The 25,682-nt window shown below is 72.7% G+C and carries 20 protein-coding genes and 2 tRNA genes; 8 read left to right on the plus strand and 14 right to left on the minus strand.

Going from position 1 to position 25,682, the window contains the following annotated elements; all coding sequences use genetic code 11:
- Positions 1-42 precede the first annotated feature (42 nt).
- The 4 genes from ACIPTO_RS22600 to ACIPTO_RS22615 all read right to left on the minus strand — a co-directional run bounded on the left by ACIPTO_RS22600 (position 43) and on the right by ACIPTO_RS22615 (position 2,615).
- Positions 43-708, minus strand: a complete 666-nt coding sequence (locus ACIPTO_RS22600; RefSeq protein ID WP_366318981.1) for an HdeD family acid-resistance protein — start codon at positions 706-708, stop codon at positions 43-45.
- Between the two features lie 98 nt (positions 709-806).
- Complete coding sequence (locus tag ACIPTO_RS22605) at positions 807-1,412, minus strand: HhH-GPD-type base excision DNA repair protein (protein ID WP_401194942.1); 606 nt, start codon at positions 1,410-1,412, stop codon at positions 807-809.
- 80 nt (positions 1,413-1,492) lie between these two features.
- Positions 1,493-1,846 carry a VOC family protein gene (locus ACIPTO_RS22610; RefSeq protein WP_401194944.1) on the minus strand — a complete coding sequence of 118 codons (354 nt, stop codon included), beginning with the start codon at positions 1,844-1,846 and terminating at the stop codon, positions 1,493-1,495.
- A 55-nt stretch (positions 1,847-1,901) separates the two neighbouring features.
- Positions 1,902-2,615, minus strand: a complete 714-nt coding sequence (locus ACIPTO_RS22615; protein WP_401194946.1) for a siderophore-interacting protein — start codon at positions 2,613-2,615, stop codon at positions 1,902-1,904.
- An 89-nt stretch (positions 2,616-2,704) separates the two neighbouring features.
- Here ACIPTO_RS22615 and ACIPTO_RS22620 point away from each other — a divergent pair, with 89 nt between their 5' ends.
- The 5 genes from ACIPTO_RS22620 (at position 2,705) to ACIPTO_RS22640 (ending at position 8,725) form a co-directional block, all read left to right on the plus strand.
- Positions 2,705-4,825: a penicillin acylase family protein gene (locus ACIPTO_RS22620; RefSeq protein WP_401194948.1), complete on the plus strand. Its 2,121-nt coding sequence runs from the start codon at positions 2,705-2,707 to the stop codon at positions 4,823-4,825.
- Positions 4,818-5,444, plus strand: coding sequence for a GNAT family N-acetyltransferase (locus ACIPTO_RS22625; RefSeq protein ID WP_401194951.1), 627 nt, complete (start codon positions 4,818-4,820; stop codon positions 5,442-5,444). Before ACIPTO_RS22620 ends, ACIPTO_RS22625 begins: the two co-directional genes overlap by 8 nt.
- A gap of 9 nt (positions 5,445-5,453) precedes the next feature.
- Positions 5,454-5,936, plus strand: a complete 483-nt coding sequence (locus ACIPTO_RS22630) for a cupin domain-containing protein (protein ID WP_401194954.1) — start codon at positions 5,454-5,456, stop codon at positions 5,934-5,936.
- Positions 5,924-6,706: an SDR family NAD(P)-dependent oxidoreductase gene (locus ACIPTO_RS22635; RefSeq protein WP_401194957.1), complete on the plus strand. Its 783-nt coding sequence runs from the start codon at positions 5,924-5,926 to the stop codon at positions 6,704-6,706. The genes ACIPTO_RS22630 and ACIPTO_RS22635 overlap by 13 nt, the downstream gene beginning before the upstream one ends.
- Positions 6,707-6,922: 216 nt before the next feature.
- Positions 6,923-8,725 (plus strand): copper resistance CopC/CopD family protein, encoded by a 1,803-nt coding sequence (locus ACIPTO_RS22640; RefSeq protein WP_401195456.1) that lies wholly within the window; start codon positions 6,923-6,925, stop codon positions 8,723-8,725.
- Positions 8,726-8,770: 45 nt separating this feature from the next.
- Here ACIPTO_RS22640 and ACIPTO_RS22645 read toward each other — a convergent pair whose 3' ends face one another.
- The 3 genes from ACIPTO_RS22645 to ACIPTO_RS22655 all read right to left on the minus strand — a co-directional run bounded on the left by ACIPTO_RS22645 (position 8,771) and on the right by ACIPTO_RS22655 (position 10,377).
- Positions 8,771-9,790 carry a cytochrome c oxidase assembly protein gene (locus ACIPTO_RS22645; protein WP_401194959.1) on the minus strand — a complete coding sequence of 340 codons (1,020 nt, stop codon included), beginning with the start codon at positions 9,788-9,790 and terminating at the stop codon, positions 8,771-8,773.
- 218 nt (positions 9,791-10,008) lie between these two features.
- Positions 10,009-10,081 (minus strand) — tRNA-Arg (locus ACIPTO_RS22650).
- A 205-nt stretch (positions 10,082-10,286) separates the two neighbouring features.
- Positions 10,287-10,377, minus strand: a tRNA-Ser gene (locus tag ACIPTO_RS22655).
- 169 nt (positions 10,378-10,546) lie between these two features.
- Between ACIPTO_RS22655 and ACIPTO_RS22660 the strand changes: the two genes are divergently transcribed.
- The 3 genes from ACIPTO_RS22660 (at position 10,547) to ACIPTO_RS22670 (ending at position 17,628) form a co-directional block, all read left to right on the plus strand.
- Positions 10,547-11,029: an SSI family serine proteinase inhibitor gene (locus ACIPTO_RS22660; protein ID WP_366318931.1), complete on the plus strand. Its 483-nt coding sequence runs from the start codon at positions 10,547-10,549 to the stop codon at positions 11,027-11,029.
- Positions 11,030-11,204: 175 nt separating this feature from the next.
- On the plus strand, positions 11,205-15,623 hold the full coding sequence (locus ACIPTO_RS22665) for a PAS domain-containing protein (protein WP_401194961.1): 4,419 nt from the start codon (positions 11,205-11,207) through the stop codon (positions 15,621-15,623).
- 220 nt (positions 15,624-15,843) lie between these two features.
- Positions 15,844-17,628 (plus strand): hypothetical protein, encoded by a 1,785-nt coding sequence (locus ACIPTO_RS22670; RefSeq protein ID WP_401194964.1) that lies wholly within the window; start codon positions 15,844-15,846, stop codon positions 17,626-17,628.
- A 66-nt stretch (positions 17,629-17,694) separates the two neighbouring features.
- On the opposite strand, the gene ACIPTO_RS22675 is transcribed toward ACIPTO_RS22670, so the two are convergent.
- The 7 genes from ACIPTO_RS22675 to ACIPTO_RS22705 form a co-directional block, all read right to left on the minus strand.
- Complete coding sequence (locus tag ACIPTO_RS22675) at positions 17,695-19,371, minus strand: long-chain fatty acid--CoA ligase (protein WP_366318925.1); 1,677 nt, start codon at positions 19,369-19,371, stop codon at positions 17,695-17,697.
- Between the two features lie 178 nt (positions 19,372-19,549).
- Complete coding sequence (locus tag ACIPTO_RS22680) at positions 19,550-20,053, minus strand: SigE family RNA polymerase sigma factor (protein WP_401195459.1); 504 nt, start codon at positions 20,051-20,053, stop codon at positions 19,550-19,552.
- Between the two features lie 363 nt (positions 20,054-20,416).
- Complete coding sequence (locus tag ACIPTO_RS22685; protein ID WP_401194966.1) at positions 20,417-21,667, minus strand: lipid-transfer protein; 1,251 nt, start codon at positions 21,665-21,667, stop codon at positions 20,417-20,419.
- Complete coding sequence (locus ACIPTO_RS22690) at positions 21,664-22,128, minus strand: MaoC family dehydratase (protein WP_366319187.1); 465 nt, start codon at positions 22,126-22,128, stop codon at positions 21,664-21,666. The genes ACIPTO_RS22685 and ACIPTO_RS22690 overlap by 4 nt, the downstream gene beginning before the upstream one ends.
- Before the next feature lie 26 nt (positions 22,129-22,154).
- Positions 22,155-23,345, minus strand: a complete 1,191-nt coding sequence (locus ACIPTO_RS22695; protein ID WP_401194968.1) for an acyl-CoA dehydrogenase family protein — start codon at positions 23,343-23,345, stop codon at positions 22,155-22,157.
- A gap of 1 nt (position 23,346) precedes the next feature.
- Entirely contained in the window at positions 23,347-24,378 is a 1,032-nt protein-coding gene (locus tag ACIPTO_RS22700) for a bifunctional MaoC family dehydratase N-terminal/OB-fold nucleic acid binding domain-containing protein (RefSeq protein WP_401194971.1), read from the minus strand.
- Positions 24,375-25,652: an acyl-CoA dehydrogenase family protein gene (locus ACIPTO_RS22705; protein ID WP_401194974.1), complete on the minus strand. Its 1,278-nt coding sequence runs from the start codon at positions 25,650-25,652 to the stop codon at positions 24,375-24,377. Before ACIPTO_RS22705 ends, ACIPTO_RS22700 begins: the two co-directional genes overlap by 4 nt.
- Between the last annotated feature and the right edge of the window lie 30 nt (positions 25,653-25,682).

Genomic DNA, 25,682 nt, shown 5'->3' on the forward strand with positions numbered 1-25,682 from the left:
GCGGCGGGCGCGTAAACCGCCCGCACGGCCTACCGGCGAGGCTCACAGGGCCTGGGGCACCTTCTTGGCGTGACTCCTCATCCGGACGGCCGTGACGATCTCCACGACGCCGACCGCGACCAGCCAGATGCCGCAGACGAGGGTCAGGACGGCGACCGAGCGGAAGGGGGAGTCGATCAGCACGATGCCGGCGATGAAGGTGACGATCCCGAGGAAGATCTGCCAGCCGCGGGCGGGCATCGTCCGGTCGTGGATCGCGGCCAGGGTCTGGGTGATGCCCCGGATCAGCCAGCCGATGCCGATCCACAGGGCGAGCAGCAGGATCGACTGCATCGGCCCGCGGAAGCAGAACAGGCCCAGCACGATCGACAGCGCGCCGCTGATGAACGCGAGGACGCGCAGCGAGGTCGCCCGGTGCGTGCCGAACGCGGCGACCAGCTGGAAGACGCCGCTGATCAGCAGGTACAGGCCGAAGAGGATGCCGGCCGCGAAGAGGGACGCGCCGGGCCACACCAGGACCAGCACGCCCAGGACCAGGGACGCGACGCCGGTGAACAGGACGACCTGCCACGCGGCTTTGGACAGGGCGAAGAGGGGGCCTTCGAATTCCGGTTCCCGCTCGTCACGGGGGCCGCGCGGGGCACGAGTGTCGTGGGCGCGGCGGTCGTCGTACTCCGGGCCCCAGGGGCCGCTCGGTGCCTCGGTCATGATCCATGCTCTGACCGGGGACCCGCGGCCCGCCACCGGGGCGGGCCACCTGGCTGACGGGGGTGGCCGGCGCGGGGGTTCCGGGGACGCCGGCGCGGTTACTTGCCGCCGCCGCTGCCGCTCGCCTTCGCCGCCTTCGCCGCGGCCTTCATCTCCTGCTTGTGGGCGCGGACCTTGGCCAGGGACTCCGGGCCGGTGATGTCGGCGACGGAGCGGAAGGACCTGGCTTCGCCGTAGGCGCCCGCGGCCTCGCGCCAGCCCTTGGGGTGGACCCCGAGCTGCTTGCCGAGCAGGGCCAGGAAGATCTGGGCCTTCTGCTTGCCGAAGCCGGGCAGTTCCTCAAGGCGTCCGAGCAGTTCGCGGCCCGTGCCGACGCCCTCCCAGATGCCGGTCGGGTCACCGTCGTAGTGCTCGACCAGGTACTGGCAGAGCTGCTGGACGCGCTTGGCCATGGAACCCGGGTAGCGGTGCACCGCCGGTTTCTCGGAGAGCAGGGCGGCGAAGGCCTCGGGGTCGCGGGCCGCGATGTCGTGCGCGTCGAGGTCGGTGGCCCCGAGGCGGTCGGCGATCGTCCGCGGCCCCTTGAACGCCCACTCCATCGGCACCTGCTGGTCGAGCAGCATGCCCACCAGCGCGGCGAGCGGGGAACGGCCGAGGAGTTCGTCGGCGTCGGGGTCCTGGGCGAGGTGAAGGGTGACGTCCATGGGTCGATGATGGCCCGTGCGGGCGGCGGATGCCCGCCGGTGCGCCGGGTCGGCGGGCGACAGGACTTTGCCGACACGACCTAGGGCCGGCGTTGACCCAGTACGCAGAACTCGTTGCCCTCGGGGTCCGCCAGGACCACCCACGACTGCTCGCCCTGGCCGATGTCCACGCGGCGCGCGCCGTGCGCCTCCAGGCGGGCCACCTCGGCGGCCTGGTCGTCGGGCCGGAAGTCCAGGTGCAGGCGGCTCTTGCTCTGCCTGGCCTCGTCGAGCCGGACGAACTCCAGGCCCGGGAGGCGGTCCGGTGCGGGGCGGATCTCGTACTCGTCGGCGTCGGAGTACACCACGACCCACCCGAGCGCCTCGGCCCACCACTGGCCCAGGGCCGTCGGGTCCTCCGCGTGGACGATTACCTGTTCCCATTCCAAGGTCATCCGCAGAGCGTAGACCGGCCCCGGCCTCGGCACACAGGCGTTTCGGCGGCCCTGTTCAGCCCGCCCGCCAGTACCCCAGCGCGTGCACCCGCTCCTTGCGGACGCCCAACTCCCTTCGTACGTACGACGACAGGGCCCGGGTGGTCGTCGTGTCGCAGGTGATCCAGACGTAGGGGTCGGCGCTCGTCCTCAGCAGGTCCGGGAGTTCCGCCTTCACCCGCTCGGTGAGGCGGCCCCGGGAGAGCCGGCGGACCTCGTGCCGGTCCGGGTCGGTGCGGAACGGCAGGCCCTCGCCGTCGCCCTCGAACCAGATCGTCGCCGGGACCGTCGAACCCACCGCTCCCAACAGGGAGTTGACGGCGGGCAGTGACGCCGGGTCGCCGATCACGAAGAGGTGGGACGGGGCCGGGTCCGGTGTCTCGAAGCCCGTCCCCTGGACCGTCGCCTCGATGGTGTCGCCGGGCTTCGCGTCCCGCGCCCAGTCGCTCGCCCGCCCCTCGTGCAGGGCGAATTCGAGGCCGAACGTGCCGGCCCCGGGGTCGGGGTCGACCAGGGTGTACGCCCGCTGGTGCGGCCTGCCCGCGTTGTCGAACCAGAGCCGGACCCACATCGTCGGGTGGACGCCGGTCGCCGCGAGCATGCCGCCGTCGGTGAGGCGGAGGCGGCGGTAGTGCGGGGTGACGTCCTCGGCTCTCGTCACCGTGAACTCGTAGTCCTTGGCGCGCAGCAGCTTCAGTACCGCGCCCTCCCAGCCGCGCCCCTGCGCCATCGTCTCTTCACCTTTCGCGTACGCTTTCCCCACGAGTAACTTAGGCAAGGCTAACCTAAAAAACAGCCGCACGACAGAAAGGCCACAGGGTGACGACCCAGATCCACCGCGATGCCTGGGGAATCCCCCACCTGCGAGCCGACAGCGCCGACGAACTCGCCCGCGCCCAGGGCCGCGTCACCGCCCGCGACCGCGCCTGGCAGATCGAGGTCGAACGGCACCGCGCGCGGGGCACCTCGGCGTCCTTCCTCGGCACCGGCGCCCTGTCCTGGGACCTCTTCGCCCGCCGCGCCCGCCTGGAGGACACGGCGAGACGCTGCTTCACCGCACTGGAGAAGCGGGACCCCGAGACCGCGCGCTGGGTCAGGTCCTACGTCGACGGGGTCAACGAGGGCCTGCCGGCGGGCGGTTCAGCACCCGAGTTCGCCACGGCGGGCCTCACACCCGGCCGTTGGCAGCCCTGGACCCCTCTCGCCGTCTGGCTCGGCGCGCACATCCTGTTCGCCGGGTTCCCGGCCAAACTCTGGCGCGAGGAGGCCGTACGGCACCTCGGGCCCGACGCCGTCGGCCTGTTCGCCACCGACGGGCCCGGCACCTCCGGCAGCAACGGCTGGCTGGTGAGCGGGGCGCGGACCACGACCGGCCGGGCCGTCCTCGCCGGTGACCCGCACCGCTACATCGAGGACCCCGGCGTCTACCAGCAGATCCACCTCTCCTGCCCGGAGTTCGACGTCGTCGGCCTCACCGTGCCCGGCGTCCCCGGCATCGCCCACTTCGGTCACGCCGGCACCGTCGCCTGGGCCATCACCAACGCCATGGCCGACTACCAGGACCTCTACCGGGAACGCCTGCGCCGCACCGGCGCCGGTGTCGAGGCCCTCGGCCCCGACGGCAGGTGGCACCGCACCGCCCGGCACACCGAGACCGTCGACGTGGCCGGCGAGGAGTCCGTGGAGGTCGAGATCATCGAGACCGGGCGCGGGCCCGTCGTGATCGGGGGACCGGAAGGACTGGACGGAGGCATCGTCGCCGACCCGCCCGGCACCTCGTCCCCCGCCCCGCCCCTCGCCGTGAGCCTCCGCTACCCGCCCCGCGTGACCGAGGACCTCGGCTTCACCGCGCTGCTCCCGCTCCTCCGCGCCCGCCAAGTCGCCGACGTGGACCGGGCGTTCGACGACTGGGCCGAACCTGTGAACGTCGTCCAGGCCGCCGACACCGAGGGCGGACTGCTGCACCGGGTCGCTGGCAAGGTGCCCTCGCGCGCCGAGGCCAACCGCACCCGGCTCGTCCCCGCCTGGGAACCCGGGCACGAATGGCACGGCTGGCACGCGCCGCCCCGCGCCGGACTCACCGCCGACGGCATCGCGGTCATGGCCAACCAGCGCGGCCCCGCCGCCCCGCTCGGCGTCGAGTTCGCCCCGGGCCACCGCGCCGACCGCATCACCGCACTCCTCGGCGAGCGCGAGAAATGGTCTGCCGCCGACATGCCCGCGATCCACACCGACACCCATCTCGGCTCCGCCGCACCCCTGTTGGACCACCTGGCCGCCCTGACCGGCCTCACCCCGGAGGCCGCCGCACTCCGGGACCGGCTGCTGGCCTGGGACCGCCGCATGGACGCCGACAGCACCGACGCCGCCGCCTACGCGGCCGTTCGCGGCGCTGTCGTCCAACGGCTCGCGGCCCACCCGGCGTTCGCCGCGCTGGCCGAACCGCCCGCGTACCCGGAGGTGTTCCTGCCATGGCTCGCACTGCTCCCGCGCGTCGGCTTCGCGCTCGAACACCTGCTGCGGGCAGCGGAGTTGTACGGCATCGACCGGCCGGCGACCGTGCGGGCGGCGCTGGAGGAGGCGGCGGTCGCCCCGTCCGGTGAATGGGGCGACCGCCACCGCCTCGCACCCTGGCGAGCCCTCACGGACACCGCCACCCCAACTCCCGCTCCCCGCCTGTCCGGTGACCACGACTGCGTCCTGTGCACGTCCTCCGTCCCCGGGCTCACCGACCTGAGCGCGCGGGGTCCGGCGGCCCGCTTCGTCTGGGACCTGGCCCGGCGGGACGACAGCCTGTGGGTGGTGCCGCTGGGCGCGTCGGGGAATCCCGCCGCACCGCACCACCACGACCAACTGCCCCTGTGGCTCGGGGGAGACATGGCCCCCGTGATCACCGACTGGAACCGCCTCGAACCCCTCGTGAGGGACACCGATGTCTGAGCCGCACGCCCCCGCCCGTCACCCCGGTCACACCCGCAGGCCGCTCCACTCGCAGCACGTCGACGGCTTCGGCACCGTCCACGTCCTCCCCCTGGACCCGCGGGCCGACGCCGGGACGATCCACCGCTGGGTCACCGAGGAACGGGCCGCGTTCTGGGGCATGAACGGCCTCACCCGGGCCCAAGTCACCGAGATCTACGCCCACATGGCCACCCTCGACACCCACCACGCCCACCTCGTGCTCCGGGACGCCGAACCCGTCGCGCTCCTCCAGACCTACGACCCCGCGGCCGACCGCGTCGGCGACTGCTACGACGTACGCCCCGGAGACATCGGCATCCACCTCCTCCTCGCTCCCGCGGGACCGGACGGCGGACGGCCCGGCTGGTCGTCGGCACTCATGGGCGCTCTCGCGTCGTACGTCCTGCTCGGACTCGACCGGCGCCGGGTCGTGGTCGATCCGGACGTGCGCAACGAGAAGGCGATCGCGCGGTTCCTGCGGCAGGGGTTCGTGCCGGGGCCGAGGGTCGTCCTCCCCGAGGTGGACATACCGGACGTCTTCCTGCCCGAAAAACACGCTCAACTGGCCTTTCTCCCCCGTGAGGTGGTCTTCCCGTAGCCTGCCCGAGTGACCCCGGAAGACCTCGTCGCCCACTACGGCCTCGTACCGATCCCCCGCGAAGGCGGCCTGTTCCGGCAGACCTGGGCGGGCCCCGAACGCACCGACGGCCGCCCGGCGGGCACGGCGATCGTCGCCCTGCTCACGGCGGACGACTTCTCCGCGCTCCACCGCCTCCCCGGCGACGAGATCTGGCACTTCTACCTCGGCGACCCCCTCGAACTCCTCCTCCTCACCCCCGACGGCACCCTGCGCACGGCGGTCCTCGGCCCCGGCGTACGGCACGGCCAGCACCTCCAGTTCACCGTCCCCGGCGGCACCTGGATGGGGGCGCGGGTGGTGGAGGGCGGCGCATGGACGTTCTTCGGCTGCACGATGGCCCCCGGTTTCACCTACGACGGCTACGAGCACGGCGACGCGGCCGAGTTGACCGCCCGCTACGCCCACGACCCGTCCGAGGCCGCCCGCATCACCGCCCTGTGCCGCCCGTGAACGGCCTCCTGGCAGGCCGGTTCGCCCTGGTCACCGGCGCGAGCGGCGGCATCGGACGGGCCATCGCGCTGCGGTTCGCGCAGGAGGGCGCGGCGGGGGTCGCCGTCCACTGCCGTACGGCGGTGGAGGCGGCCGGTGAAGTCGCCGCGCGCGTACGGGAGTCGGGCGCACGGGCCGTCGTACTGCAGGCCGACCTCACCGACGAGGACGCCTGCCGCCGACTGGTCCGCGAGGCGGCGGAGTGGAGCGGCGGGCGGCTGACGGCCCTGGTCAACAACGCGGGCGTACAGCCCACGCAGCCGCTGCCCGCGATGACCGCGGCCGACTGGCGGACGGTCGTCGACACCAACCTGACCAGCGTCTTCGCCTGCACCCAGGCGGCGGCCGAGATCATGCGCGAACAGGGCGACGGCGGCGGCACGGTGACGCACATCGCGTCGATCGAGGCGAGCGCCCCCGCCGCGCTGCACGCCCACTACTCCGCGTCCAAGGCCGCCGTCGTCATGCACGCCCGGTCGGCCGCCCTGGAGTACGGCCCGTACGGCATCCGCGTCAACACCGTCTCGCCCGGCCTGATCGACCGGGAGGGGCTGGCGGCGGCCTGGCCGGACGGCGTGCGGAGATGGCGGGAGGCGGCGCCGACGGGAAGGCTCGGGCGACCGGAGGACGTGGCCGACGCCTGCGTGTTCCTGGCCTCGCGCCTCGCCTCCTGGATCACCGGGCACGACCTGGTGGTCGACGGCGGGGTGACGGCGAGACCCACGTGGTGAGCGGGACGGGAGGCTCCTCCGTACCTATCGGGAGGCCCGAGGTGACCGGGGCCGACGGGACCCGGAACCTGACACGACCGGGACGGGCCCGCAGGTCCGAAGACGGGGAAGCGAAGACGGAGACGTGACGTGAGCCGACGACGGAACCAGCGCGACCAGACCGACCGGGAAAACCCCGGCCCCCGGAGGCCCGGACGCCGAGGCCTGCGACGGGTGCTGCTCCTGGCCCCCCTTCTGCTCCTGCTCCTCCTCGGCACCGCGTCCACCGCCTCCGCGCACGCGGCCCTCGAATCCACCGACCCCGCCGACGGCAGCGTCGTCAAGTCCGCCCCCCGCACGGTCACCCTCACCTTCTCCGAGTCCGTCGCCCTGCTCGACGACTCCTTCCGCGTCTACGACCCCGACAACCGCCGGGTGTCGACGAGTTCGGCGCGCCACGCGAAGGGCGCGGGCGACACGGCGAGCGTCACCCTGCCGGCGAAGCTCGGCACCGGCACCTACACGGTCGCCTGGCGCGTCGTCTCCGCCGACAGCCACCCGGTCTCGGGCGCCTTCACCTTCTCCATCGGCAAACCCTCCGCCACCACCGCCCCGATCCCCGCGCCCCCCACCGAGGACCCCCTCACCGGCACCCTCTACGACATGGCCCGCTACGTCGCCTACATAGCCGCGGCCCTCCTCATCGGCACCGCCACCTTCCTGCTCCTGTGCCGCCCCCCGGACCCGGCGGTCCTCAACAAGCCGATCCGCACCGGCTGGTGGACCCTCCTGGCGGCCACACTCGCCCTGCTCGTGCTCCGCTCCCCCTACGAAGCGGGCACCGCCCTCACCACGGCCTTCGAACCCTCCGCCCTCCCCAAGACCCTCACGACCCGCCCCGGCGAAGCCCTCGCGGCCCGACTCGTCCTCCTCGCCGCCACAGCCGTCTTCCTCCTGCGGCTCCGGGGCCGGACCCGCTTCGGCCGCCCGACCGTGGCGACCGGCACCACCCTGGCGATCGGACTGGCCCTGACCTGGGCGTCGGCGGAACACGCGTCCGCCGGGATCCAGGTGCCGGTGGCGATGACCTCGGCGGTCCTGCACCTGCTCGCGATGGCGGTGTGGCTGGGCGGCCTGACGGCCCTCCTCACCGTCCTCTACCGCTCACCGACCCTCGACGCGGCCTCCGTCGCCCGCTTCTCCCGCCTCGCCTTCACCTCGGTCACCGTCCTGGTCGTCACCGGCATCTACCAGTCCTGGCGCGGCCTCGGCTCCTGGAACGCCCTCACCGGCACGTCGTACGGCCGCATCCTGCTGGTGAAGCTCGGCGCGGTCGCGCTGCTGCTCGCGGCGGCGGCCTGGTCCCGGCAGTGGACGGGCCGCCTGACGGGGGCGGAAGTCCGGCTCCGGACACCGGAGTTGGTGCGGACGGGCGCGGACGGGTCGACTCTTTCCGCACCGGACGAGGCACCTGCCTCCACGACGGTCGGGGCGCCCCTGTCCCCGGGGGACGGCGGGAACGGCACGACGGAAGCGGGCCCGGACGACTCCCAGGACCGTCTCCGGCGCGGCCTGCGCCGCTCGGTGCTGGTCGAGGTCGCCGTAGGCGTGGCGGTACTGGTGGTCACCACCCTCCTCACCAACACCCTCCCGGGCCGCGCGGCGGCGGACGCCCAGCAGACGGCGACCGCGGCAGGCATCCCGGCCGCCTCCGTCACCATGGTCCCCTTCCGCGTCGGCGACGCCGGCGGCAAGGTACAGATCACCCTCGACCCCGGCCGCGTGGGCCTGAACTCGGTGGAGGCGGTCGTCTACGGCCCCGACGGCGGCTTCGCCACCGTCCCCGAACTCCGCCTCTCCTTCACCCTCCCCGCCCAGAAGATCGGCCCGCTCGACGCCGGCATCAAGGACGAGGGCGGCTACTGGGGCACCAACAGCCTCAACCTCCCGATCGCCGGGAACTGGACGATGAAGGTGACGGTCCGGACGTCGGACGTGGATCAGGTGAGCATGTCCCGCGAGGTGCGGATCGTGCGGTAGGGCCGACCCCGGGTCCGGACCCGGGGCCGGACGGTCGCGGCCCGGTCACCGCTGGCCGCGGATGCGCTGGGCGACCTCGCTGTTCTCGGTCTCCCACCACGGGCGCACCAGCTCGGGGCCGGGGCCTTCGGCCGGGCCACCCGCCCCCGCCGCGACCGCCGCCGCTCCCGCCGTCGCCTCCGTGGGCGCAGGCCGGACCACTTCCAGCTCCGCGTCCAGCCGCCGGTCCAGCGCCACCGTCTCGGCGCGCTCCGTGCGGGCCCACTGGACGAGGATCGCGAGAAGGAAGGGGAGGGCGACGAGTTCGGCGATGCCGACCATCGCGCCGCCGCCGAGCTGCTGGTCGTGCTGGACGTCGGAGGCCCAGGACGGGGAGTGGCTGAGATACCAGGAGCCGGCGATGAGCGTGCCGTGGGTCATCACCACGATGCCCGGGACCGCGTCGATGATCCCGTCCACGAACACCAGACCCGCCCGCACCGGATGCGTGCACCAGGCGGGCAGCGCCTCCTCGCGGGTGAGCACCGGGAGGACGAACAGGCTTCCGGCGAGCAGCAGGTGGAGGTACATCAGCTGGTGCAGCCAGTCGTCGGCCAGAGCGGTCTCGAAGTACGGCGTGAAGTAGATCGTCAGCTCGGTCGCCAGCACCAGGGCCGTGCTGACCAGCGGGAATGTGAGGAGGCGCACCAAACGGCCGGTCAGGGTGGCCTGCGCGCGGGCCGCGGCGCGTTCGGGCAGGGCACGGAGGGCGAGCCGCAGGGGATCGCCGAGGGCCAGGCCGAGGGGGGCGATGAGGTCCAGGAGGACGTTCTGGACGGCGGCCGGCCAGAACAGCACGCGGTCGTAGACGGCCAGCGCGGACATCGTCGCCACGACGATCGTGCCGAGGCCGAGCACCGCGAACGCGGCGGTCCGCGCCACCGGCCAGGCCTCGCCGCGCCGCCGCAGACGCAGGACGCCCCAGCCGTACAGCCCGCCGAGGACCACGACCACCAGCAGCGCGGGGACGTCCGCCTGCCACGAGGTGAACAGCCGTCCGTCGGTGAGCTGCGGCGGGGTCTCCATCGCGATCTGCCTCCACGGGCGGTCGGCCCGGCCGGACGGTGGGGTGGTTCCGTGGGTTCGGCCGGTTCTGTCGGATCTGCCGCAGCACTCTATGCCGCGCGACCCCACGAGGGAGACCCGAGGAGGCCTAGCGGGCCGGGTCGCGATCGGAACGGGATCAAGGCGTCGTCGGGGCATACGCGAGAGGCCCCGGATCGCTCCGGGGCCTCTCGTCGATGTGCACTCGGCAGGATTCGAACCTGCAACCTTCTGATCCGTAGTCAGATGCTCTATCCGTTAAGCTACGAGTGCTTGTTTTCTCTTGTTTTTCTGTCTCGCTCCCGGCCCTTCCGGCCCGTTCGCGGCGACAGGAAGAACATTACATGACTGCCGCCGCCATGTGAAATCCGTTAGCCGCACCCGTTGTGAGCTGCGAAAACGGTCTCGGAGCGGCTCCGGGACGACCCCTGCTACGACCGAAGCCCCGGTCGCGTGGACCGGGGCTTCGGGTGTGGTGCGGAGGCGGAGGGATTTGAACCCTCGATGGGATTTGCGTCCCAAACCGCATTAGCAGTGCGGCGCCATAGACCGGACTAGGCGACGCCTCCAGCATCAACCTCCCGCGCGAGCGCGAGTGGTGCGTGCAGATGATGACACAGACGAGCGCGCTGTCACCAATCGCGTCCTACGGTACTAGGCAGGCGGCCCGCAGGGCAAAGCCGTTGATGCCGGCGGCCGGGTCCGCAACGTCCGGGGGCGGCGGCCGTTAGTCAGGTCATGTTGCAGGTCAAGCGTCTCCTCGTGATCGCCGCCGCGTCCGCCGCCGCCGTCGGTTCGCCGGCCGCCTCGTCCGCCGCCGCCCGCGTCCACACCGCCCCCGCCGCGCCCCACGTCCTCGCGCCACCACCCGTCCGTGACGAGGACCGCTCGGGCGGAGACCACCTCACCGTCACCGTCCGGAACACGGGCACCGCGGCCGACGGCACGCACGACCTGTACTGCCACCCCGGTGGCGGCACCCACCCGGACGTGACCGGCGCCTGCGCGGCCGTCGGCCGCAACACCCAGTGGGGAAAGGACCCCTTCGCCCCGGTCCCCCCGGACAGCATGTGCACGATGATCTACGGCGGCCCGGCCACCGCCCATGTCACCGGCACCTGGGCCGGCCGCCCGGTCGACACCACGTACGACCGCGGAAACGGCTGCGCGATCTCCCGCTGGAACGCGATGGTCCCGCTGCTGCCCGACCTCCGTCGGTAGGGGCTCGACGACGGTCGGTCACACGTTCTACGTCATTTCACCGTGCGACCTCCCTCTCATCTCACTCCGCGAGCACAACGACTGCCCTTAGACTCCCTCGCGTGACACGTCGCGGGCAGGTTGGCAAGATGGCCTCCGCGGTCGGCAAGGTGCGGTAACAGGGAGGAAGCGTCTCGTGAGCAGCAGGCCATCCCGAGGCGCTGCTCGCCTCGCAGCCATACTCGACGCACTCCCGGACGCGTTGGTGCTGGTCAACGCCAACGGAACCGTCGTCAACGCGAACACCATCGCGCTGGAGGCCTTCGAGGCGCCGGGCACCGCGCTCGTCGGGCGCGGACTGCTGGACCTGCTGCCGGAGTTCGACTCCCGGCTCATCCCCGGGTCCATGCGCCGCCCCGACTCGATGGACCCGCGCGGCCGGACCAAGCCCACCCGTATGACCGCCCGCCGCACCGACGGCTCCGCGTTCCCCGTCGAGGTCACCAGCGCCAACCTCGAGGACGGCCAGCAGGCCTACGACGGCTACGGCTACACCTCCGACGAACTCCTGATGCTCGTCGTGCGCGACCTCTCCGGGACCGTGGACACCGAGGCCGAGCTGGCCCGTTCGCAGCGGCAGACCGAGATGATCCTGCGCGCGGCCGCCGAGGGCGTCGTGGGAACGGACACCGACGGGCGGGTCGTGCTCGTCAATCCGGCCGCCGCGCAGATCCTCGGGTATCGCGCCAGCGATCTCGGCGGCAAGGAACTGCACACCCTCGTGCTGCACTCGCGGGCGGACGGGTCGCCGTTCCCGTACGCGGAGTCGCCGCTCGCCGACACCCTGCGGTCCGGGCGCAAGCACCGGGTGCGCGGACAGGTGCTGTTCGCGAAGAACGGGGACCGGGTCTCCGTCGACCTCACCACCGCGCCCGTGCGCGACGGCGACCAGCTCGTCGGCGCCGTGATGACGTTCACCGACCGGCGGCCCTACGACTCGCTCGCCGAGGAGAAGGACGCGGCGGACAAGCTGCACCGGGACGAGCTGGAGCGGCTCGACGAGGAGCACGCGTCCGAGCTGACCTCGCTGCGCCAGAAGCACATCACCGAGGTGGAGGAGCTCCAGGAGCGGCACGGGGAGGAACTCGCGGCGAACGAGGAGCGGTACGCCGCCCTCGGCGAGCGCGAGAAGGACCGCTTCGAGGAGCTGGCCGGACGCTACGACCAACTCCTCACGCTGCTCGGCCGGTCGTTGCGCGGCCCCCTCGACGAACTGCGCCGCGAACTGGCCGCGTTGGCCGCCGACGACGCCGGGCAGCTGTGGCCCGAGGCCAATCAGGTTCTCCATCACCTCTCGGCCGGCTACTCGCGCATCACGCAGCTCATCGACAACGTGCTCGGCTACCAGCGGCTGGAGACCGGCGACGGGGAACTCGCCCGTACGAAGGTGATGCTGGACGCGGTGGTCGCGGCCGGTGTCGACGGGGCCGTGGAGCTGATCGGGCCCGGCCGGGTGCAGTTCGCCGTGCACGCGCCGCCCATCGAGGCCGAGGTCGACCCGGTGCTGCTCGCGACCGCGCTCGCGCATCTCGTCGCGGATGTCGCGGGCGTCGACGCGACCGGCAACTCGCCCATGTCGGCGGGCGGTTACATGGACAACACGGTCGTCGTGGCGGCGGCGCAGCGCGGTGAGGTCGTACGGATCGAGGTGCGCGGGCCGTACGCCGGGGGAGACCCGGTGCACGAGCCGATCGTGCGCGGGATCGTACGGGCGCACGGCGGGGTGCTGCAGACGCACGACGTGCCCGGGATGAGCGGCAGCGCGTACGTCCTGGAGGTTCCGATCGGCGGCGGGGCGGGCGCGGTGGCCGCTCCGGCGGCGCCCGGCGGGGCCGAACTCGCCCTGCCCGAGCAGGCGTCCGGCACCAGCGGCAGGCGGCGGGCCAAGCGGTCCTCGGTGGACGCGTTCCTGGAGAGCGAGGGGCAGGGTCCCGACGACTCCTCCGGCGGCGGCGAGGCGGCGGTGCCGACCGGGCGGCGCAGGAGGCGCGCGGGCGACGAGTCGGTGGCCGCCGCGGAGGCGGGCGGCGAGGGTGCGTCCGGCGGTACCGGGCGGCGGCGCGGGCGCGCGGCCGACGGTGACCAGAGCGGGTCCGAGGGTGTCTCCGAGGGCGCTGTGATGACGGCGGCGGAGCATGCCGCCGGGACCGCGGCCTCCGGTACGGGGCTGGGCGGCACGGTGTCGCCCAGGGGCGTGCCGGTGGGCGGTGAACGACAGGCGCTGCCCGCCGCGCTGCCCGCGGGCGGCTCCGCCGAGGACGCCGGTGGCCCCGAGGGCTCCGGCGAGTCCGGTGACGGGGACGGACAGCCGACCGGGCGCCGTAGGCGGGCGTTGGCCGCCGCTGCCGAGCGGGCCGCCGCGCAGGAGGCGGGCGCGCGGACGGTGTTCGCGCTGCCGCCGGCCGACGCCGACCGGACGCCGGACGTCTCCGGGGCAACGGCCGCGCAGGCGCCGGGAGTTCCGGTGGTGCCGGGGCAGGTTCCCGCTGGACCCGAGGGACCGGCCGGGCATCCCGGTGACGGCGGGCGGCACGATGCCGTTCCGGTCGATCAGTCCGAGGACCACACTCCGCCGCAGCCGCATCCCGCCAGTGCGCCGACCGGGCGACGGCGGCGGGCCGTCGGCCAGCCGCAGCCTCAACAGCAGCCGCAGGCAGGGGAGTCGGTGCCCGCGATGGCCCCGGTCCAGGCCGCCGGTGCCGAGGCGCACGGACGGCCCGGTGCGGTGGTTCCGGCGCAGGGTACGGCCGGGCAGGGGCAGCAGGGGGTGCCGGCGCAGGTCGGTGCGGGGCAGCACCAGGGCGTTGCGCAGCAGGAAGCCGGGCAGGTCGGGCAGCCGGCCGGGCAGCCCGGCGGCGCCATGCAACTCGCTCCCGCGCAGAATCCAGCCGCTCCGGGGCAGGCTCCGGGGCAGGCGTTGCCGCTTCCGGCCGAGGCGGTCCCCGGGCAGGGCATCCCGGCTCAGGGCGTGCCGCCGCAGGGCAATCCCGGCCAGCCGGTCGCTCCGCAGGGGATCCAGGGCCAGCCGGTCGCCCCGCAGGGCGTCCCTGGTCAGGGTGTCCCTGGGGCAGTGGCCCCCGGTGTGCCCGGTGCGCCGGGTCAGCCGATTCCGCCGCAGGGTGTTCCCGGTCAGGCCGTGCCCGCCCAAGGGCTTCCGGCTCAGGGGCAGCCCGTCTCCCCGCACGGCATTCCCGGTCAAGTCGCCCCCGTTCAGGGGCAGTCCGCCGAGCCGGTGGCACCGCAGGCGCTTCCGGCCGCGCAGCCGGTGCCCGGTACGGCTCCGGCCGCCGGAGCGGCGAACGGTGCCGAGGCGGCCGTGGCGCCGGACGTGGAGGGGAACCCTCATACCCCGGCTCCGCACACTCCTGCTCCGGGTGTTCCCGTAGGTGCGCAGGGGCGGGCCGCTCAGCCGTTGCCCGCCGAGGCTGTCGCGCCCATCGATCCCAACTCCACCCAGGGGCGGGCGATCAGCGTGCGGACCCTGGGGCAGGGCGTGCCGTTCACACGGCAGGCGGCCCAGGTGCAGCAGCCGACCGCCACTCCGCCGCCGCATCAGCCGGGTGGGGGCGGACGGCGACGGAAGCTGGGTACGCGGCCCGAACCCGCCCACGGGACGGGGGAGCAGGGCGGCCGGACGCACCCGCAGGGTGAGCAGGCGCAGCCGTCCCTGGCCGGGCAGTCGCGGCTCGCGCACCTGACCGAGGGCGCCGGACGGTCGTACGCCATAGGAGCACCGGACGAGAACGCGGCCGAGGGGCCGGAGCCGCTGGACGGTCCCGGTGGGGCCGTGGAGATCGCGGACACGCCCCGGCCGCAGCCGCTCGACGACGAGCTGCCCCCGGAGCCGCTCGACAACCCGCGCCGGCTGCTCGTGTGGCCCGCGCCGGACGTGACGACCACGCAGGCGCTCAGCGACCGCGGGTACCGGCCCGTGATCGTGCACTCGCGCGAGGAGGTCGACGCGCAGATCGCCGCGTTCCCGGCGGCGCTGTTCGTGGACCCGCTGACCGGGCCGATCACGCGGACGGCGTTGCAGTCGTTGCGGCAGGCGGCCGTCGCGGCCGAGGTGCCGGTGCTCGTGACCGCCGGGCTCGGGCAGGCGACGCGCGAGGCGGCCTACGGTGCCGATCCCGCCGTTCTGCTGAAGGCGCTCGCGCCGCGGGACAGCGAGCAGCATCCGCCGCGCGTGCTGCTGATCGAGGAGCACGCGGAGATCGCGCTGGCGCTGACGGCGACGCTGGAGCGGCGCGGGATGCAGGTGGCCCGGGCCGCGAGTGACGCCGACGCGGTCACGCTGGCAGGGCAGTTGAGGCCGAACCTGGTCGTGATGGACCTGCTCCAGGTGCACAAGCGGCGGGCCGGGATCGTCGACTGGCTGCGCGCGAACGGACAGCTCAACCGCACCCCGCTCGTCGTGTACACGGCCGCGGTGGACCAGGCCGATCTGCCGCGGCTCGCCTCGGGGGAGACCGTGCTCTTCCTCGCGGAACGGTCGACGAGTTCGGAGGTCCAGGCACGGATCGTCGACCTGCTGGCCCGGATCGGCACCAACTGAGCCGTTTCATACACACATTTCGGACCGGAACTAGACGTTCGATACCAGAGGTAATCAGCCGTCGGTGACGGTTGACGATCGGCGCACCCCTGCCGAATATGAGTCGGGCCGCTCCAGAATTGCGGTGCCGACCACAGGGGGAAATGTGACCACATCTGCATCACAGAATCCTGCCGCCAAATCGGGCGGTTCTCCGCTGGTTTTACCGGCGGGGACGATCGTGAACGTCAGCTCGCTGCCGAAACCGCAGAAGATCACCGGCCATCGCCTCGTCAAGGAGCGGGTGCAGTACAGCCTTGAGGGGCAGCTCGACCCCAAGGGCGAGATCGTGTGGTTCCCGTCCTGGAACCTCAGGGTGGCAGCGCCCGTCAGCACCGGAGGCGCCCAGGAGGCCGCCCGGCCGAGCGCCGTCCGCAAGGGGCACGTGCTGACCACCGACGCCCAGGTCCCGGAGTCGGAGCGGACGTCGAAGAAAACACCCGGCGGACTCCGTATGGAATTCGAAGAAGAGCGGCTGCGGATCTGGAAGAGCAACCCGCCGAAAGTCTCCGACCCGCAGTATTCGGCACGGAACGACTATTCGAAATTCGCACAGATCGTCACCGAACCGCCGGTCGTCACGGAAACCGGAATCACGCTCCACTGCCAGATCCTGTGCAATCCGGAGCACATGGCCACACCACACGACCTCGTCCCGGTGACTCTGGAAATACAGGACAACACGGTCCTCGACCGCATCACGCTCCTCGAACCCGGAAAGGGCACCAACGGCAACGTCTGCGACGTCGAGGTGGCCTACACCTACGAGCAGCTGGCCCAGCTGCTGAAGGCGACGCCGCCGTCCGGCAGTTCGGGCGCGGCGCTGCGGGACTGGTTCATCGCGGAGTACCCGCAGCTCGGCGTGAAGGCGGAGTGGCTGACCGCGCAGACCGAGGGCGGCACCAACGCCCCGAACCACTTCAGCGGCGGCATCAAGGGCAAGGGCGGTTCCGGCAAGGTCAAACTGCGCCCGCTGACCGAGAGCGAACTCAAGGCGGCCGAGCGGGTCCGGCTCAGCGACTGGAACGCGGGCGAGCGGCTGCGCTCGGACCGCGCGGTCTACGTGAAGTACGCCGACGTCCTGCGGCCCGGCGAGGAGATGGCCACCGGCATCGAGGCGGAGGCCGAGTACGACGTCGGCAAGGACGCCCACGCCGGCGCCCTGGCCGCGATGGCCCGGCTGCTGGGCGACCAGGACGCCCGCGCGGACATGGGCATCCTGGAGATGAAGCGGCTCGACGACAAGATCACCACCGACACCTACTACGACACCGCGGCCAAGGACCTGCTGAGCCGGGGCATCGGGCTGCGCCGCCGGCACTGCGAGGGCGACGCACCGGGCACCTTCCTGTTCTCGGTGAAGGGCCGCAGCGCGGAGTTCGAGCACGAGCGGTTCCGGCTGTCCGCGCAGACCCAGCTGCTGCTGAACCCGGCGTCCGAGACGGAGGGCCCCAGGGTCTGGGCGCTGTGCCGGGACACCATGACGGACAATCCGTTCGCCCGGATCGTGGACGACGCGCTGACGCGCTCGACGCGGCCGACCTCATGGGGCGAGAGCTGGCGGCTGGAGGTGGCGCTGACCGTCAGCTCCACCCGGATCAAGTACAGCATCGAGCTGCGCAACGGGACGACCGTCGAGTTCAGCGCCGACACGGCCACCGCGACCTCGGGGCAGCGTTCCAGCACGCGCTACTGCGTCGAACTCGGCGTCGGCCACCCGGGCCTGGTCGCCACCGACTCCGCCGGCAGCGGCACGTCCACCGGCACCATGATGCGGTACACCCGGCCGTACCACGTGCCCGACGACCTGGACAATCCCGCCTTCGTCCGCAAGTCCGACTTCCAGCAGTTCGCAGCGCTGCGGTCGTTGCTGGTCCCGTATCTCTTCGGCCGCAAGCCGGACGAACTGACGCTGGGCGGCAACAAGGCGATCACCCTCGCCCACGATCTCGGCCTGCTGACCTGAGCCGGTCCGCACCCGCGGCGGGCGGGGTGCCGAGGGACGCCCCGCCCGGTGTGCGCGACGGCGCGGTCAGAGCTGCGTGACGTCCAGGTCACCGTCGGCGTACCGCCTGCGCAGCACCTTCTTGTCGAACTTGCCGACGCTGGTCTTCGGGACGGACTCGATGACCGTCCAGCGCTCGGGGAGCTGCCACTTGGCGATCTTTCCCTCCTCGGCGAGGAACGCGCGCAGGGAGGTGAAGTCGGCGGTGGAACCCTCGCGGAGCACCACCGTCGCCAGCGGACGCTCGCCCCACTTCTCGTCCGGTACGGCGACCACGGCGGCCTCGGTGACGTCCGGGTGGGACATCAGCGCGTTCTCCAGGTCGACGGAGGAGATCCACTCGCCGCCGGACTTGATGACGTCCTTGGCGCGGTCGGTGAGGGTGAGGAAACCGTCCGGGGAGATGGTGCCGACGTCACCGGTCTTGAGCCAGCCGTCCTCGCTGAACTTGTCGGCGGGGCGCAGGGGTTCGGCGTCCGGGCCGTTGTAGTACGCGCCCGCGATCCACGGTCCGCGCACCTCCAGCTCGCCCGCCGCCTCACCGTCCCAGGGCAGCCGTTCGCCGCCGGGACCGGAGAGCCTGGCCTCGACGCTCGCCGGGAAACGGCCCTGCGTCAGCCGGTACTCCCACTCCCGGTCGGTGCCGACCGCCTCGGCCGGCGGGCGCGAGACCGTGCCGAGCGGGGAGGTCTCGGTCATGCCCCAGGCGTGGCAGACGCGCATGCCGAGCTCGTCGAAGGCGGCCATCAGGGCGGGCGGGCAGGCCGAACCGCCGATGGTGACCTGGGTGAGGGAGGAGACGTCGCGGGGCCGGGCGGTCAGTTCGCCGAGCAGGCCCTGCCAGATGGTGGGGACGGCCGCCGCGTGCGTGGGGCGCTGGCTCTCGATCATCTCGGCGAGCGGGGCGGGCTGCAGGAAGCGGTCCGGCATCAGCATGTTCACGCCGGTCATGAAGGTGGCGTGCGGCAGCCCCCACGCGTTGACGTGGAACTGGGGCACGACGACCAGGGAGGTGTCCTGGTCCGTGAGCCCCATCGACTGGGTCATGTTGACCTGCATGGAGTGCAGGTAGATCGACCGGTGGCTGAACACCACGCCCTTGGGGTCGCCTGTGGTGCCGGAGGTGTAACACATCGCGGCGGCCTGGCGTTCGTCCAGCTCGGGCCAGTCGTACGTCGTCGGCTTGCCGGCGATGAGGTCCTCGTACTCGTGCACGCGCGCGTGGCCGCCGTCGAGGGGGGTGCGGTCGCCGGGGCCGGACACGACGACGTGCTCGACCGTCTTGAGGTGGGGCAGCAGCGGCGCGAGCAACGGGATCAGCGAACCGTTGACGATGATCACCCGGTCCGCCGCGTGGTTGACGATCCACGCGAGCTGCTCCGCGGGCAGCCGGAGGTTGAGGGTGTGCAGCACCGCGCCCATGGCCGGGATCGCGAAGTACGCCTCGACGTGGACGGCGTTGTTCCACATGAGCGTCGCCGTGCGCTCCCCCTCCACCACCCCGAGATCCTCCCGGAGGGCGTGCGCCAGCTGGGCCGACCGGTCACCGATCTCCCTGAAGGAACGGCGCTCCGGCTCCCCCTCACCCGTCCAGCTGATCACCTGCGATGTTCCATGGACCGTGGACCCGTGGGTCAGGATCCTGGAGATCAGCAGCGGTACGTCCTGCATCGTGCTCAGCACGGCGTCCTCCCGGGGCGACATTGCCTACGCGGTAGTAAGGGTTGCGCTGATTCTGCGCACATACCGCACGGTATGTCACTAGGGCCGGGCGATCGATCACGTCACGTTGCGAGGTGGGGGCGGGTCTGGTGGGGATGTGGCGGGGGGCGGACCGGGAGCGCCGGGTCCCGCCGAGGGCGGCGCCCTCAACGGCCGTCCGCTACCGCACCACGCCCAGCTCGGGATCCTCGCGCAGCTTGCCCAGCGCCCGCGACACCGCCGACTTCACCGTGCCCACGGACACCCCGAGCACCTCGGCCGTCTGCACCTCGCTGAGGTCCTCGTAGTACCTCAGAACCACCATCGCCCGCTGCCGCTCCGGCAACTTCGCGATGGCCCGCCACATCGCGTCGTGCAACGCCTGCTGCTCGGCCGGGTCCTCCGCGCCGCCGACCGCCTCCGGCTCGGGCAACTCGTCGCACGCGAACTCGTCCACCTTGCGCTTGCGCCACTGCGAGGTCCGCGTGTTCAGCAGCGCCCGGCGCACATAGCCGTCCAGCGCCCGGTGGTCCTCGATCCGCTCCCAGGCGACATACGTCTTGGTCAGCGCGGTCTGCAGCAGGTCCTCCGCGTCGCACGGGTTCGCCGTCAGCGACCGCGCGGTGCGCAGCAGCACCGGCTGCCTGGCCCTCATGTACGACGCGAACGACGGGTACGCGAGCATCTGCCCCTGCGCCTGACCCCGCCCCGCGTGCGGCTGGACGCCCTGGGCCTGGGAAGCCTGAGCGGCCTGTGCGGGCTGGGCCTGGGGCTGAGCGGCCCGGGTCTGCGTGACCCGTGCGGCGGGCCGCGTGGCAGGCCGGGCGGAAGGCCGGGTGGTGGCTCCTGCGGCGGCCCTTGCGGAGGCGTTCGGCGCGCTGGTGCAGACTGCTGTGGTCATGGCTCCACGCTATGAGTGACCCCCACACCCGCGGATCGCCCGCAGGTCCCGCAGCGGACTCCGCCTCAGGTTGTAGGGGTGGGGCTGACTCCACCTCCTGAAGGTGGACGAGCGGCTGACAGCTACTGCGGGTTTACCCCTGGGGGCTCACCCGTCCGAGGGAGGGGACGTGGGGGCGAGGGGGTCGGGGAGAGTCGCCGGGACCGCCCCCGAGCGACCCGGCGCCGCGGGCTCCGCGAGGGCCGTGAGTACCAGCCCCGACGTCGGCACCCCCGTCCCCGCAGTCACCAGAACCCGCGCGGCGCCCGCTGTCTGGTTCACGGCAGTGCCCCGCACCTGCCGGACGCCCTCCGCGATCCCGTTCATACCGTGCAGATACGCCTCCCCGAGCTGCCCCCCGTGCGTGTTGATCGGCAACCGCTCCTCGCCCACGAAGTCCGCCGCCTCCCCCCTCCCGCAGAACCCGAACTCCTCCAGCTGCATCAGCACGAACGGCGTGAAGTGGTCGTAGAGGATCGCCACGTCCATGTCGCCCGGCCCCCACCCCGCCGTCCGCCACAGCTGCCGCGCGACCACGCCCATCTCCGGCAGGCCGCTCAGATCGTCCCGGTAGAAACTGGTCATCTGCTCCTGCGCCCGACCCGCGCCCTGCGCCGCCGCCGCGATGACGGCGGGCGGACGCGGCAGGTCGCGGGCCCGCTCCACCGACGTGACGACGATCGCCTGGGCCCCGTCCGTCTCCTGGCAGCAGTCCAGCAACCGCAGCGGCTCCACGATCCACCGCGAGGCCGCGTGCTCGGCGAGCGTGATCGGTCTGCCGTGGAAGTACGCCGCCGGGTTCGTCGCCGCGTACTTCCGGTCCACCACCGCCACCCGCCCGAACACCTCCGGCGTCAGCCCGTACCGGTGCAGATACCGCTGCGCCGCCATCGCCACCCACGACGCCGGCGTCAGCAGCCCGAACGGCAGCGACCACCCGAGCGCCGCGCCCTCCGCCGACGGCTCCCGGTGCGTCACCCCGGAACCGAACCGCCGTCCCGACCGCTCGTTGAACGCCCGGTAGCAGACCACCACCTCCGCGACCCCGGTCGCCACCGCCAGCGCCGCCTGCTGCACCGTCGCGCAGGCCGCACCGCCCCCGTAGTGCACCCGCGAGAAGAACGACAACTCGCCGATCCCGCAGGCCTGGGCCACGGTGATCTCCGGGTTGGTGTCCATCGTGAAGGTCACCATCCCGTCCACGTCGGCCGGTGTCAGCCCCGCGTCGTCCAGCGCGGCCCGCACCGCCTCCACCGCCAACCGCAGCTCACTGCGCCCCGAGTCCTTGGAGAACTCCGTCGCCCCGATCCCGACGATCGCCGCCCGCCCGCCAAGGGCGTCCCGCGTCCTCACGCTCATCCCGCCTCCCCCGACGCCGCGGGCACGACGGGTGTGGTCGACGCGCTCGCCGTACTCGACGCGCTCAACGCACTCGTCGCGGCCGGCACAGTCACCGTCACGGTGCCGGTCACATGGCTGCCGATGCCGTTCGCCCCGACCACCCGCACCGTCGCCGTGTCGCCGTCCACGTCCTCGACCCTTCCGGTCAACACCATGGTGTCGCCGGGGTAGTTGGGCGCACCGAGCCGTATCGCCACCTTGCGGAGGGTGGCCCCCGGTCCGAAGTGGTCCGTGATGTAACGGCCGACCAGCCCGTTCGTCGTCAGGATGTTCATGAAGATGTCGGGCGAGCCCTTCCGCCGGGCCAACTCCGCGTCGTGGTGCACATCCTGGTAGTCACGGGACGCGATGGCACCGGCCACGATCAGGGTCCGGGTGATCTCGATCTCCAGCGGAGGCAGTTCGTCCCCCGGCCTCACGGGCCCCACCGACTTCGTTTCCGCCGTCATCCCTCGCCCACCTCCCGCTCCTTCTCCTCCTCCTCGCGCACGATCAACTCCCCCAGTTCCTGCAGCACTTCACCCCCACCACCGAGATACGCGTCCAACTGCCGCCCCCACAGGAAGTGCCGATGCACCGGATGGTCCAGGTCGGCTCCCGCCCCGCCGTGCAGATGCTGACCCGTGTGCACGACGCGCTGGCCCGCCTCGGACGCCCACCAGGCCGCGGTCAGCGCGTGCGTGGCGTACGGCAGCCCCGCGTCGCGCCGCCAGGCCGCCTCGTAGGCCGTCACGCGCATCGCCTCGATGTCCATGTGCGCGTCGGCCGCCCTGAGTTGAACCGCCTGCCGCGTGGCCAACGGACGCCCGAACTGCTCCCGGGCATTCACATGAGCCACGGCCCGCGAGAGCGCCCCGGCCCCCACCCCGGCCTGCAACCCGGCGAAGGCGGTACGGGCGGTGGCCAGAACGTCGGCGTAGGGAGAGGGAGTTGGGAGGCGGGAGGGGGAGTGGGGATCGGGTTCGGGGCGCTCGGCCTCGGCAGCGCGGTGGGCGTCCGCCGGGCCGAGCCGTTCCGCCGGCGCCCCGTCCAGCGTGAGCCGACCCGCCGCCCACGGCGCCGTCAGCTCCACCGCCTCGACCCCCACGGCATCCGTGACCGGCGCCAGCCACAGCCCTCGCCGCTCGTCGGCGACGAGCACATGCGTGGCGTCCCGCAGCCAGGGCACCACAGGGACCGTCCCGCTCAACTCCCCTCGTGCGGCCGGCCGTTGCTCCTCACCTGCTTCGCGCTCACCCCGTGCCGCCCGTCCCCTCGACCTCACCCTCGCCCGCACGGCCCCCTGTCCCGAGACCGCCCCGCACACCACCACCGACCCGTCCTCGATTCCCGGCAGCAACCGCGCCCGCTGCTCCGGCGAACCATGCGTCGCCACCGCCAGCAGCCCGTACACGCAGGTCGACGCGAAGGGCACCTGGGCCGTGGTCCGCCCCTGCTCCTCCAGGAGGAGTACGAGCCCCAGCAGCCCCAACTCCGCGACGGCGCCGACCAGTCCGGCCGCGCACAAGGCCTTCCACGCCTCAGGGTCGCTCCCCGTACCGGCCGCCGCCAGCCGCTCCGGTGTCGCGAGGTCGCCGAAGATCCGGAGCGCCAGATCGCGTGCCGCCGCCTGCTCCTCCGTAGGCGTGAAGTCCATGTCAGCCCTCCCCGCCCGCTCGGCCTTCCAGCACCCGGAAGACGGGGAGCACCGACGGACCGCCCTCGGCGTCCCCCTCGGGTTCGTCGTACCGCCGGAATTCGAGCCGCACCGGCAGTCCGATGCGGACCTTGTCGTACGGCACCCCCACCACGTTGCTCACGATCCGCACCCCCTCGGCCAGTTCGATCAGACCGACCGCGTAGGGCGGGTCGAAGGCGGGGAACGGCGGGTGGTGCATCACCACGTACGAATAGACCGTGCCCTCGCCGCTCGCCTCGACCGTGTCCCAGTCCGGGCCGCCGCAGGCGTTGCAGCCGGGCAGCCAGGGGTGACGGAGTGTTCCGCAGTCCGTGCAGCGCTGGATGAGGAGTTGGTGGCGTTCGACGCCTTCCCAGAAGCCGGCGTTGTCCCGGTTGACGACGGGCCGGGGCCGCCGCGCGCGGGGTCCCTCCGGTTCCTTCTTCTGCCGGGCGGGGGCGTACTTGAGGATGCGGAAGCGGTGGGTGCCGACGAGATCCCCGCCCACCCGGACGTTCGTGCGCGTCGTGACGAAGTAGCCCGTGCCCAGCTTCGTCGTCTTGCGGTCCGACACCGACTCGATCACCGTGTCGAAGCCGACCTCGTCGCCCGGCCGCAGGGGCCGTAGATACTCCTGCTCGCAGTCGGTGGCGACCACGGACGTACAGCCCGCCTCGTCGAGGAGGTCGAACAGTTCGTCGTAGGCCCCCGTCCGTCCCGAGTGGCCGGAGAGTCCGCCCATCGTCCAGGCCTGGAGCATGGTGGGCGGGGCGATGGCGTCCGGGCCCGTGTAGGCGGGGTCGGTGTCGTCCATGGCCTCGCACCAGTGCCGGATCATCGGCTCGTTGACGAGGTCCTTCCCCTTGCCCGCGACGGACGCCGCCTGCCCCTCGTACGCCTTGAGCCGCGCGCCCAACTCATCCTTCGCCGCAGCCGCCAGGCCTCCGGGCGCCCCCGGCCCACCTGTCCCTGGCGCCCGCGAGCCACCGCTCGCCTCCGCCTCGCCCGTCATCGCCGCCCCCTCGTCATCCCGAGCCGCATCGTCGCGACGATCTCCCGCTGCACCTCGCTCACCCCGCCCCCGAACGTGTTGATCTGTGCCGCCCTGTTCAACCGCTCCAGTTCGCCGTCCCCGAACACGCCCGGCGAGCCCGAACGCACCAGCCCCGCCAGTCCCGCCGGCCCGTCCGTCCCGGCGATGTGCTGGCAGATGCGGTACACCGCCACCGTCGATTCGGTTCCCACGACCTTCACGCCGCTCGCGTCGCCGGGCGCCAGCCGGCCCGCACCGACATCACCCACCAGACGCCAGCTGAGCAGGCGTGTTGCCGCCAGCCGGGCATGTGCCTCGGCCAGCTGCGAGCGCACCCACGGCTCGTCGACCCGGCGCCGACCCGTCACCCGGTCCGGCGTGCGGGCGGCGGTGAGGACGGCGGCGTAGAACTCCTCGGCCTGCAGTCCGATCGCGGCGAGGGCGACCCGCTCGTGGTTGAGCTGGTTGGTGATGAGGGACCAGCCCTCGTTCTCCGCGCCGACGAGATGGCCGGCGGGCACCCGGACCCCGTCGTAGTACGTGGCCGTCGTGCGCTGCCCGCCGACCGTCTCGATCGGGGTCCACGAAAAGCCGGGGGCGTCGGTCGGGACGAGGATGATCGAGATGCCGCGGTGCTTGGGGGCCTCGGGGTCGGTGCGGCAGGCGAGCCAGATCCAGTCGGCGTTCTGGGCGTTGGAGGTGAAGATCTTCTGCCCGTCGATCAGCCAGTCGCCCGCGCCGCCTCCCCGTGCGTCCCCACCAGGGTCTCCCTCCTCTACCGCTCCCTCTGCCGCTCCCGTCTCCGGCTCGGGCTCCGGCTCCGTCTCCGCTCGTCGCCGTACGGCGCGCGTGCGCAGGGACGCGAGATCGGTACCGGCCGACGGTTCGCTGTAGCCGATCGCGAAGACGATGTCGCCGCGCAGGATGCCCGGCAGGAACGCGGCCTTCTGCTCCTCGCTGCCGTACTTCATGAGGGTCGGTCCGACGGTGTTCAGGGTGACCATCGACACGGGCGCGCCCGCGCGGTACGCCTCGTCGAAGAACACGAACTGCTCGTCCGCGCCACGCCCTTGACCGCCGTACTCGACCGGCCAGCCGAGTCCGAGCCAGCCGTCGGCGCCGATCCGGCGCAGCAACGCCCGCTGGCCCTCCAGGTCTTCGGCTGCGGGTGGTCCGTCCGGCATCAACCGGGCGAAGTACGTGCGGAGTTCCGCGCGCAGTCGCCGTTGGCGTTCGGTGGGGGCGAGATGCACGACGGCGGACCTCCGGGGCGTCGTACGGAC

The sequence above is a fragment of the Streptomyces sp. NPDC090083 genome (assembly GCF_044747445.1).
Classification (GTDB): Bacteria; Actinomycetota; Actinomycetes; order Streptomycetales; family Streptomycetaceae; genus Streptomyces.